At 60.5% G+C, this 10877-nt stretch carries 6 protein-coding genes; 5 read left to right on the top strand and 1 reads right to left on the bottom strand.

Features of this window, described 5'->3' with window-relative positions; translation table 11 throughout:
* Positions 1–320 precede the first annotated feature (320 nt).
* Entirely contained in the window at positions 321–758 is a 438-nt protein-coding gene (locus H8F23_RS28500; RefSeq protein ID WP_065615414.1) for a YkgJ family cysteine cluster protein, read from the bottom strand.
* A gap of 259 nt (positions 759–1017) precedes the next feature.
* On the opposite strand from H8F23_RS28500, the gene H8F23_RS28495 reads away from it, so the two are divergent.
* From H8F23_RS28495 to H8F23_RS28475, 5 genes are all read left to right on the top strand, one after another.
* Positions 1018–3468, top strand: a complete 2451-nt coding sequence (locus tag H8F23_RS28495; protein WP_194936551.1) for a glycogen/starch/alpha-glucan phosphorylase — start codon at positions 1018–1020, stop codon at positions 3466–3468.
* A gap of 255 nt (positions 3469–3723) precedes the next feature.
* The gene (locus tag H8F23_RS28490) at positions 3724–7296 is read left to right on the top strand and encodes a DUF2339 domain-containing protein (protein ID WP_194936550.1); all 3573 of its coding nucleotides are present in this window, start codon (positions 3724–3726) and stop codon (positions 7294–7296) included.
* Entirely contained in the window at positions 7293–8657 is a 1365-nt protein-coding gene (locus H8F23_RS28485) for a DUF3999 domain-containing protein (RefSeq protein ID WP_194936549.1), read from the top strand. The genes H8F23_RS28490 and H8F23_RS28485 overlap by 4 nt, the downstream gene beginning before the upstream one ends.
* A 331-nt stretch (positions 8658–8988) precedes the next feature.
* Positions 8989–9999 carry a class 1 fructose-bisphosphatase gene (locus H8F23_RS28480; protein WP_194936548.1) on the top strand — a complete coding sequence of 337 codons (1011 nt, stop codon included), beginning with the start codon at positions 8989–8991 and terminating at the stop codon, positions 9997–9999.
* A 3-nt stretch (positions 10000–10002) separates the two neighbouring features.
* Positions 10003–10605 carry a DUF924 family protein gene (locus H8F23_RS28475; protein WP_194936547.1) on the top strand — a complete coding sequence of 201 codons (603 nt, stop codon included), beginning with the start codon at positions 10003–10005 and terminating at the stop codon, positions 10603–10605.
* The last annotated feature ends 272 nt before the right edge of the window (positions 10606–10877 follow it).

The following is a 10877-nucleotide window of genomic DNA, read 5'->3' as shown; positions in this document are numbered from 1 at the left end:
TCCATTGGGGACTCTTGTTTCCAGGGCATGGTCAGCACCTCCTGACCATGATTGATACCTGTAAACCATGTCCCCGGTCTCAAACGTAAAGGATGTACCCGGTCTTTACCCACCCTAGCCCTCTCCCAGAGGGAGAGGGGACCGAATGGGGGATATTCATGAGATGCATCGACTTGAAAGAATTCTGCTGAATCCATAATCGATTTGGTGGGGCTGTACCGAATCTATAATCGACTATATTTTTCAGGTCGATGTCAGGCGCAAGACACCTCGGTCGGCTCCCTCTCCCTCCGGGAGAGGGCTGGGGTGAGGGTCAGCTTTTAGAACTTCTCGATCGCGCGGAAATTCTGTTCGCGCACCACTTCCTTCGGCTTATAAGCGCAATATCCAGGACGCGGTCCGATCTTCGGGTGATTGCGGCAGGTATCCGGGCGCTTGTCATAAATGGTGCACAAGCGGCTCTTACGATCCAGGTAGTAGCAATCGTTGTTGCTCATGCGCTGCAGGGTAAAGATGCCGGACTTCTGATTGAAGCGCTCGACCAGACCTTCCTTTTGCAGACGCTTGGCGATGTTCTTCGGCGGATCGCCCAGTTCGAATTCGTCGACCACGCCGATGCGCACCAGATCCTTGATCTTTACTTCGACCGGCAGCGTGCAGCAGCTGGACATGCAGGAACCGCACATCGGGGCCGAATATTTCGCCCACGTATCGAGACGATCGATCTCGGCGGCGGCAATCAGGTTGGGCTTCATCATCGGGAGTTACCAGGCGTGTGTGCATCAGGGCGCGCGATCATACCGGGACTGGTGGATTTTTGAACAACCTTTCGCCAGATTTTTTCTCCATGCAGGCACTTTGCCGGAAAATTCGGCACGCCCCCTGCATTCATTAGCCCATCCGCCAGGGTAATGCCGGGCCATCGCACCGTCTCAGGAAAAACTGCCGAACCAGCGCCGCGACCGTCGGTCAGACCGTCTAGGCTCAGACAATTCCCGCTCGCTCGAGGTCCTATTGATGACTCAAGAACCACTAGTTCGCGAAGCAGAGGTGGCCGCATTCCGCGACGCCGTCCTGACCAAGCTCACCTACGCGGTGGGCAAAGACCCCGACCACGCCTTCGACCATGACTGGTTCGAAGCCATCGCTTTGGCGGCGCGTGATCATATGGTCGAGCACTGGATGGACCACACCCGGCAGATCTACCGCAAAGGTCAGAAACGGGTGTATTACCTCTCGCTGGAATTCCTCATCGGCCGCTTGCTCTACGACAGTCTGAGCAACCTTGGCTTGCTCGACGTCGCCCGTGAAGCGCTGACTGAACTCGGTGTCGACCTGGAGCGTATCCGTTTGCTGGAACCTGATGCAGCGCTCGGTAACGGCGGCCTCGGTCGTCTGGCCGCGTGCTTCATGGAAAGCATGTCGACCCTCGGCATCGCCGGCCACGGTTATGGCATTCGGTATGAGCACGGCTTGTTCCGCCAGGCCATCGTCGACGGCTGGCAGCAGGAACAGACCGAGCATTGGCTGGATTTCGGCAACCCGTGGGAGTTCGAGCGGCCAGAGGTCGTCTACTCCATCGGCTTCGGCGGCAGCGTCGAAACCGTCACCGACATCTCCGGCAAGTCCAAACAAGTCTGGTCGCCGGCAGAAACTGTCCGCGCGATCGCTTATGACACGCCGGTCGTTGGCTGGCGCGGGGCGAGCGTCAATACACTGCGCCTCTGGCGTGCGCGCGCCATGGAAGATTTGCACCTGGAGCGTTTCAACGCCGGTGACCACTTGGGCGCTGTCGCCGAAGTGGCCCGGGCCGAAAGTATCTCCCGCGTGCTCTACCCGGCGGACAGCACCGAAGCGGGGCAGGAGCTGCGCTTGCGTCAGGAATACTTCTTTGTCGCCGCTTCGCTTCAGGATCTGCTGCGCCGTCATCGCAACATGCACACCTCGGTGCTGACCCTGGGTGATCACGCGGCGATTCAGCTCAACGACACGCACCCCTCGATTGCTGTCGCCGAATTGATGCGCCAACTGGTCGACGTCTACGACGTGGCTTGGGATGCGGCGTGGCAAGTGACGGTCGATACTCTGTCGTACACCAACCACACGTTGCTGCCGGAAGCGCTGGAAACCTGGCCGGTGGGCTTGATGGAACGCATGCTGCCGCGACATATGCAGATCATTTATCTGATCAATGCTCAGCACATCGACTCGCTGCGCGCCAAAGGCATTCACGATTTCGACGTGCTGCGCGCGGTGTCGCTGATCGAAGAAGACAACGGTCGCCGTGTGCGCATGGGTAACCTCGCGTTCCTCGGTTCGCACAGCGTCAACGGTGTGTCCGGACTGCATACGCAACTGATGCGCAAAACCGTGTTTGCCGAACTGCACAAGCTCTATCCGGAGCGGATCAACAACAAAACCAACGGCATTACCTTCCGCCGTTGGCTGTTCCAGGCCAACGCTGAACTGACCTCGATGCTGGTCGACTCGCTGGGTCCCGAGGTGCTGGATAACCCCGAAGAGCGCCTGCTCGATCTCGAACCGTTCGCCGAGAAAACCGCATTCCGCAAAGCCTTTGCCGAGCAACGGCTGCACAGCAAGAAAGCCCTGGCGTATCTGATTCATGAACGGCTAGGCATCGCGGTCAATCCGGCGGCGATGTTCGATGTGCAGGTCAAACGCATCCACGAATATAAACGTCAGTTGCTCAACTTGATGCACACCGTGGCGCTGTATCAGGCGATCCGCGCCGAGCCGGAAGTCGATTGGGTGCCACGAGTGAAGATCTTCGCCGGTAAAGCGGCCGCGAGTTATCACCAGGCCAAACTGATCATCAAACTGACGAACGACATCGCTCGGGTGGTGAACAACGACCCGACCGTGCGCGGCCTGCTGAAAGTGGTGTTCCTGCCCAACTACAACGTCAGCCTGGCGGAAAGCATCATTCCGGCGGCGGACTTGTCCGAGCAGATTTCCACTGCCGGCTTCGAAGCATCAGGCACCAGTAACATGAAGTTCGGCCTCAACGGCGCGCTGACCATTGGCACACTGGACGGCGCCAACGTGGAAATGTGCGAACGCATCGGTGCCGAGCACATGTTTATCTTCGGTCTCAGCGCGCAGCAGGTGGAGGCGCGCAAACAGAACCACGAGTTCAGCGCGTTGCCGGACATTGCCGCTTCGCATCGTTTGAACGATGTGCTGCAAGCGATTCGCGGTGGGGTGTTCTCGCCGGATGACACCTCGCGCTACACCGGGCTGATCGATTCGCTGGTGGATTACGACCGCTTCCTGGTCTGTGCCGATTTCGACTCCTACTGGGAAGCGCAGAAACGCGTTGAAGCGCATTGGCACGATGCCAATAACTGGTGGCGTTCGGCAGTGCTCAACACGGCGCGGATGGGCTGGTTCTCGTCTGACCGGACGATTCGCGAGTACGCCACGGATATCTGGAAAGCACTGGAGTAACTTTCCGCAACAAATCTGCGCAAGGCCCAACGTTTGTTGGGCCGGATCGATATACTGAGCGCCGGTTACCGGTCGCTCCAGTCACCACCAATCCAATGTAGGAGTGAGCCTGCTCGCGATAGCGTCATCACATTCAACATCTTCGTTGACTGACAGACCGCTATCGCGAGCAGGCTCACTCCTACAAGGGTTTGTGCCTAGACTGAAGCAATCGCCGGACTCGCCCCGTCTTGGGGCTGCTTAGGGATATCGACCATGCAATGGATGTTCATGTTGATCGGGCTGGTGCTCGGCTGGCTGCTCGACGAGTCGTTCAGTGATGCGCTATTGGGCGCGTTGCTGGGGCTGGTGATCGGGCAGACGATCCGCATCGCTCGGCTTGGCTCGCTGGCGCAGGAGCAGCAACGTCAACTTGAGCAGGCGAAGGTCGCTTTGCAGGGCGTCGAACAGCGCCTGTTTCTGCTCGAGGGTGCCCCGGTTCGTGCCGCGCCGCCACCGGGTCCCGAACCTGTTGCTGAACCAGTCACAGTCGTAGAAGCAGCTCCAGCATCTGAACTGGTCTGGGAACTGCCGCCCGAACTGGAGCCGCTGTCCGCCGTTGCCAGCGAAATCAGTCAACCGCTGCCCGCCGATGTCTGGCGCCTCGACGCCGTTACGTCCGAACCGCAAGCGCCTGCTGAACCCCGTGGCCCGAACCTCATCGAACGCGGCATCAGCGCCGCGCGCAACTGGCTGTTCGGCGGCAACACCGTGCTGCGGGTCGGCGTGGTGTTGTTGTTCTTCGGGCTGGCGTTCCTGCTGCGCTACGCCACCGAAGGCATGGTCGTACCGATCGAATTGCGTTACGCCGGTGTCGCGGCGGCAGCGTTGGGTCTGCTCGCGCTGGGTTGGTGGCTGCGCCGGCGCAACAGCAATTACGCCTTGATGCTGCAAGGCACCGGGATCGCGGTGCTGTATCTGACGGTGTTTGCGGCGATGCGCCTGCACCCGTTGCTCGATCCGTCTGCTGCGTTGGGATTGCTGGTCGCGGTGACGGTGTTCTCGGCGATTCTGGCGATCACTCAGGATGCTTTAGGGCTCGCGGCTGCGGCGGCATTGGGCGGGTTTGCCGCGCCGATCCTGACCTCGACCGGCGCCGGCAACCACGTCGCGCTGTTCAGCTATTTCGCGCTACTCAATGCTGGCATTCTTGCCATCGCCTGGTTCAAGGCCTGGCGTCTACTCAACCTGATCGGCTTCGTCGGCACCTTTGGCATCGGCTTCGCCTGGGGCCTGCGTTCGTATGCGCCGGAACTGTTGTGGAGTACCGAGCCGTTCCTGATCCTGTTCTTCCTGATGTACCTCGCCATCGGCCTGCTGTTCGCCCGCCGCAAGTTGCTCGACATGCCCGATGCACCTGCAGATGGCGATCGCGAAGCATTGCTGCACTGGTCGGCGCGCAAGGGCGATTACGTCGACGGCACGATGTTGTTCGGACCGCCGATCATTGGCTTCGGATTGCAGTTTGCGTTGGTGCAGCATCTGGAGTTTGCAGCAGCATTCAGTGCACTGGCACTGGGCATGATCTACATGACACTGGCCAAGGTATTGATGGGCGGGCGCGCGGTACTGCTGGGTGAAACCTGTCTGGCGCTCGGGGTGATTTTCGCCAGTCTGGCCATTCCGCTTGGACTGGATGCGCGCTGGACCTCGGCGGCATGGGCAGTGGAAGGCGCGGGGATTTTCTGGCTCGGTCTGCGTCAGCATCGACCGTTCGCCCGGGCCTTTGCCTTGCTGCTGCAACTGGGGTCGGCGTTGGCGTTTCTCAGTCAGTTGCGCGTCGGCGAGAGCAGTCTGCTTGACGGTGCTCCGCTGGGTGCGCTGATGCTCGGCATTGCGTTGCTGTTCAGTTTCTATCAATTGCGCAAGGCCACGCCGGAACAAGCCTCGCCTTGGGAGCGTCAAGGCTTGCCGGTGTTGGCGTGCCTGGGCCTGACCTTCCTCTATCTGCTGGCGCCGCTGTTCTTCTTCGTTCAGGCCACGGCGATCAGTTGGGCGCTGGCCGGGTTGGCAACCCTGTTTGTCGGTCTGCGCATTCAATCGCGCACGTTCCTGTTCAGCGCGTTTGCCGTGCAGTTGCTCGGCGGTGCGTTATTCCTGTTGCGTCTGCAAGGCGCGGGCGAGGATTCGGCGGCGGTGTTCAGCGCCGGCTGGAGCGGATTGCTCAGCGCGTCGTTGATCGGGCTGGCGTTGATCGCCGGCATGCTGTTGGCGGCTCGCGATGAAATGGTGCGTGGCGATGTGCGTCTGTTGCGCGGTCTGTCGGTGGTGCTGTTGGCCGGTCTGGTGCTGATCAATCTGGCGGTGCTGTTTGTGCTGCCGTGGCAAACGGCGAGTGCGGTGTGGGCCGCGAGTGGTTTGCTGATCATCTGGCTGAGCCTGTACCTCAAGCAGCGCGTAAGTTTTATCTTTGGTCTGCTGTTGCAGTTGATTGGTGGTGCGGCGTTTTTGCTGGCCGGCCCCGAGTTGCTTGGGCCACTGTCCAGCGAAGGCCTGAAACCGTTGGCCCATGGCGGATTCTGGACACCGCTGGTACTGGGCTTGGCTGCGATGATCGGTGCCTGGCGCCTGCAACTGGGCAATCACGCTTCAGCATTCGATGCGCTGAGTCTGCAGCGTTTGTCCGAAGTGCTGCTGGTGTGGGGTGCCGGTTGGTGGGCGCTGGCGTGGGTCAGCGAGGTGCTGCGTTTTGCTGCGCCGAATCTGCAAGGCACGTTGTTGCTGCTGGTCGCCGCTTTGAGCGTGGCGCTGTGGACGCTGTTGTCGCTGCGCCTGAAATGGCCGGCGCTGGGCTTGCTCGGCACCTTGCTGATTCCGGCGGCGGGTCTGGTGTTGCTCGCTGCCTGGCATTCGCGTTATCACCCAGCGGCCGATTTCGGTTGGCTGGCGTGGGCAGCAGTGTTCGCCGTGCATTTCTTCAGCTTGCGACGTTTGGCGCCGATGCTGCCGGCGCGGGCCTTGAGCACGGCGCATGTGCTCGGCTGCTGGCTGCTGATTGGCGTGCTGGCGCTGGAGTTGCGCTTCGGTCTGCTGCTGTTGTCCGAGCAATACAACGCTTGGCGCTGGCTGGGCTGGGCGATTCTACCTAGCGTTTATCTACTGCTGGCGGCAGCACCGCGCACCTGGCCGTGGCCAGTGGCGGCGTTTGCCCGCGAGTATCGCTTGTACGCCGCCGCGCCGCTGGCGGTGTTGATGCTGGCGTGGTTCTGGCTGGCCAATGGCGTCAGTGACGGCAACGCCGAACCGCTGCCTTATGCGCCACTGCTCAACCCGTTGGAGTTGGGGCTGCTGTTCGCGCTGTTTGGTGTTTATGTGTGGTCGCGCAGTGCCGTTGCGCAGCTGTCGGTTCGCCAGGACTATGCCGAATACGCTACGCAACTGATCGCGGGGGTTTCGCTGTTCGCCTTCTGCACAGCGCTGGTCACCCGCGCCGCGCACCATTGGGCCGGGATCCCGTTCGAGCTGGATACGTTGCTCGCCTCAATGCTGGTGCAGGCCGGGTTGTCGATCGTCTGGACGCTGATGGCGCTGGGGTTGATGATCGGCGGCCATCTGCGCCATCGTCGCGAAGTGTGGCTGATTGGCGCGGCGCTGATTGCGTTGGTGGTGGCCAAACTGATTTTTGTCGAATTGAGCAACCGTGGCGGTCTCGCCCGGATCGTCTCGTTTATCGGTGTCGGCGTGTTGCTGCTGGTGGTTGGCTATTTCGCGCCACTGCCGCCCAAACGCGTCGACGCTGAACCGGCGGCGGACAAACCGGCCCCGGACACCGAAGGAGTTTCATCTTGAGTCGCATGCGAAATCTGGGTTGGCTGGCGCTGGGCGTGGTGATGGCGGCCGGCGCTCAGGAAAAACCGGCGGACTTCGCCACGCAGGTACCGCTGGCGGTGAGCGGTAACGGCCCGTGGTATCGCCTCGAATTGCCGTTGAGCGTGCAATTGCAGGCACGCCAGACTGATCTCAGTGACTTGCGGGTGTTCAACGCCGCTGGCGAAGCGCAGGCCTACGCCTTGGCGCGCGAATCCGCGCAGACCCGCGACGACGGCCGCTTGCATGAGGTGAAATGGTTCCCGCTGTACAACGCCGCCGACGCCAGCGAACGCGCGCCGAATGTGCGCGTGCAATCGACCACCAACGGCACGCTGGTCGAGGTGCAGCCGTCCAGTCAGTTGGAGGCGGGTGAAGAGGTGCTCCGTGGCTGGCTGCTGGATGCCAGCGCGATCAAGGCGCCGTTGCAGCAGTTGATCCTCGACTGGACTAGCGAGCGCGACGGCTTCCAGCGCTTCAGCATTGAAGCCAGCGACGATCTGCAACACTGGCAAGCGTGGGGCGAGGGGCAGGTCGCGCGGCTGACCTTTTCCGATGAGCGCATCGAGCAGCACGAAGTGACGCTGCCGGGGCAGTCGGCGCGTTATGTGCGGTTGCTGTGGGAGTCGCCGAATTCGGCGCCGACCCTGACGGCGGCACAACTGAAAAGCAGTGATCCGCGCAATGTGCCGCTGCCGTTGGTCTGGTCGCCGGCATTGGCCGGCAGCAGCACCAAGGCTGGGGAATACACCTGGCAACTGCCGATGGGGTTGAATGTCGAGCGCGTGCAGGTTGAATTGAAACAGCCGAACAGCCTGGCGCCGGTGGCGCTGGCCGGTCGTCGTGAAAGCAGCTTGCCGTGGCAGACGCTGAGCAGTGGCTTGCTCTATCGCCTGACCCAGAATGGTCAGGATGTGCTGCAGAACGAATTGCCGCTCTACGGGCAGACCGTGCAGCAGTTGAAACTGAGCGTGGATGAGCGTGGCGGTGGTTTGGGTGAGCAGGCGCCGAGTCTGAAATATGCGGTGCGGGCGACGCAGGTGATTTTCCTCGCGCGCGGCGAGGGGCCGTACAGTCTGGCGGTGGGCAATGCGACGGTGAAGACGGCGAACTTGCCGCTGGCGACGCTGATTCCGGATTTCAAACCGGAGAAGCTGGCGGCGTTGGATAAGGCTGCGGTTCAGGGTGAGGTGGTTGTCACGCAGACTTCGACTGCTTCAGCGGCGGCGGTGGCTGAGACCAATTGGAAGAAGATCGGCTTGTGGGCGGTGTTGTTGCTAAGTGTGGTTTTTCTCGGGGCGATGGCGTTCAGCCTATTGCGCAAGCCTTCTGCAAAATCCTGAAAAGGCGGGTGCTGCGCACCCGATCGCGAGCAGGCTCACTCCTACAGTTGATTGCATTTCTCCAGATGGAATGCGATCAACTGTAGGAGTGAGCCTGCTCGCGATAGCGGCCTGTCAGCCAATAAAAATACTCAAACTGCCGCTTCACTTAGCCACCACCCGTCCCGAACCCGTCTACGCTAAACCCGCTACCTGAACTCTCCACCGACAATCACGTCTCATACAGGCAATTACACCCCAACGCACGTTACCGGGCGTCTTCGCTCGCTACGTTTTCAGACTCCCTGTAAACTGCGCGGGTTTTTAGCCCCCCATTCCACCGGAGCCGTCCATGTCCCGCGTTACCCTGAGTCGCTATTTGATTGAGCAGACCCGCAGCAATAACACTCCTGCCGATCTGCGTTTCCTGATCGAAGTGGTCGCGCGTGCTTGCAAAGAAATCAGCCACGCCGTGTCCAAAGGCGCCCTGGGTGGTGTTCTGGGCAGCATGGGCACTGAAAACGTCCAAGGCGAAGTGCAGAAGAAACTCGACGTGATCTCCAACGAGATCCTGCTCGAAGCCAACGAATGGGGCGGTCACCTGGCCGGCATGGCGTCCGAAGAAATGGACAACGCCTATCAGATCCCGGGCAAATACCCGAAAGGCGCGTACCTGCTGGTATTCGACCCACTGGACGGCTCGTCGAACATCGACATCAACGCCCCGGTCGGCACCATCTTCTCGGTACTGCGTTGCCCGAACGAATACCTGAGCCAGAACGAGCCGCTGAACGAGAAAGCCTTCCTGCAGCCAGGCACCCAGCAGGTTGCCGCCGGTTACGCGATCTACGGCCCGCAAACCATGCTGGTACTGACCCTGGGCGACGGCGTCAAAGGCTTCACCCTCGACCGCGAAATGGGCAGCTTCGTGCTGACCCACGAAGACATCACCATTCCTGAATCGACCCAGGAATTTGCGATCAACATGTCCAACCAGCGTCACTGGGAAGCCCCGGTACAACGTTACGTTGGCGAGTTGCTGGCTGGTGAAGACGGTCCGCTGAAGAAAAACTACAACATGCGCTGGGTCGCGGCGATGGTGGCCGACGTACACCGCATCCTGACCCGTGGCGGTCTGTTCATGTACCCACGTGACAGCCGTGAGCCTTCCAAGCCAGGCAAACTGCGTCTGATGTACGAAGCCAACCCGATGTCGTTCCTGGTGGAACAGGCGGGCGGCGCGTCCACCGACGGTCACCAGCGCATCCTCGACATTCAGCCAGAAGGCCTGCACCAGCGTGTAGCGGTGTTCCTCGGTTCGAAAGAAGAAGTCGCCCGCGCTACGGCCTACCACAAGGAATAAACCATGACCGCGCCTTGGCAGCCGTTGCTCGATTGGTGGTTCGGACACGCCGAATCACCGGACGAGATCTCGGCTGACAAGGGCAAGTTGTGGTTCGGTAAGCGAGACAGCCAAGACCTCGAAGCGCAGACGCGTTTCGGGGTCTTTGTCGATCAGGCCCTGGCCGGCGAATTGACCGCGTGGACGCAACGTCCCGAAGGTTGGCTGGCCGTGGTGCTGTTGCTTGATCAATTGCCGCGAATGATCTTTCGCGACACTCCCAAAGCGTTTTCCGGTGATCTGCGCGCGCAGAAACTCGTCGCCCAAGGTATTGCGGCTGATTTCGATCGGCAGTTGAAACCGATCCAGCGTGTGTTTATTTATCTGGTGTTTGAGCACTGCGAGAATCTTGCGGTGCAGAACGAGGCGGTTTCCAGATTTATTGAGTTGGTGGCTGAACAGCCGGAAGGTGAGCGGGCGGTGTTTGCCGATAACCTGGACTATGCCGAGCGGCATCAGAAAGTGATTGCGCGGTTTGGCCGGTTTCCGCATCGCAATGCGGTGTTGGGGCGGGAGTCTACGGCTGAAGAGTTGGTCTTTCTTTCCGAACCTGGGTCAAGGTTTTAAGGGCTTACCCTCACCCTAGCCCTCTCCCGGAGGGAGAGGGGACTGACCGAGGTGTCTGGGCTTGATACATCGACCTGAGATATCGAGTCGAACTCAGGTTTGAACAGCGCGAAGATCTGCTCCCTTTCCCCCTCGCCCCCCCTGGGGGAGAGGGCTGGGGTGGGTAAAGACCGGGTACATCCTTTACGTTTGAGACCGGGGACATGGTTTACAGGTATCAATCATGGTCAGGAGGTGCTGACCATGCCCTGGAAACAAGAGTCCCCAATGGA

Source organism: Pseudomonas neuropathica, assembly GCF_015461835.1.
GTDB classification, from domain to species: Bacteria; Pseudomonadota; Gammaproteobacteria; order Pseudomonadales; family Pseudomonadaceae; genus Aquipseudomonas; species Aquipseudomonas neuropathica.
Note: the sequence above shows the minus strand (reverse complement) of the source record. Positions and strands in the feature narration are given on the sequence as shown.

What these genes read in the sequence shown, in the direction of transcription:
- H8F23_RS28500 (WP_065615414.1), bottom strand. Translation starts at nt 758, where the DNA reads ATGATGAAGCCCAACCTGATTGCCGCCGCCGAGATCGATCGTCTCGAT.
- H8F23_RS28495 (WP_194936551.1), top strand. Translation starts at nt 1,018, where the DNA reads ATGACTCAAGAACCACTAGTTCGCGAAGCAGAGGTGGCCGCATTCCGC.
- H8F23_RS28490 (WP_194936550.1), top strand. Translation starts at nt 3,724, where the DNA reads ATGCAATGGATGTTCATGTTGATCGGGCTGGTGCTCGGCTGGCTGCTC.
- H8F23_RS28480 (WP_194936548.1), top strand. Translation starts at nt 8,989, where the DNA reads ATGTCCCGCGTTACCCTGAGTCGCTATTTGATTGAGCAGACCCGCAGC.
- H8F23_RS28475 (WP_194936547.1), top strand. Translation starts at nt 10,003, where the DNA reads ATGACCGCGCCTTGGCAGCCGTTGCTCGATTGGTGGTTCGGACACGCC.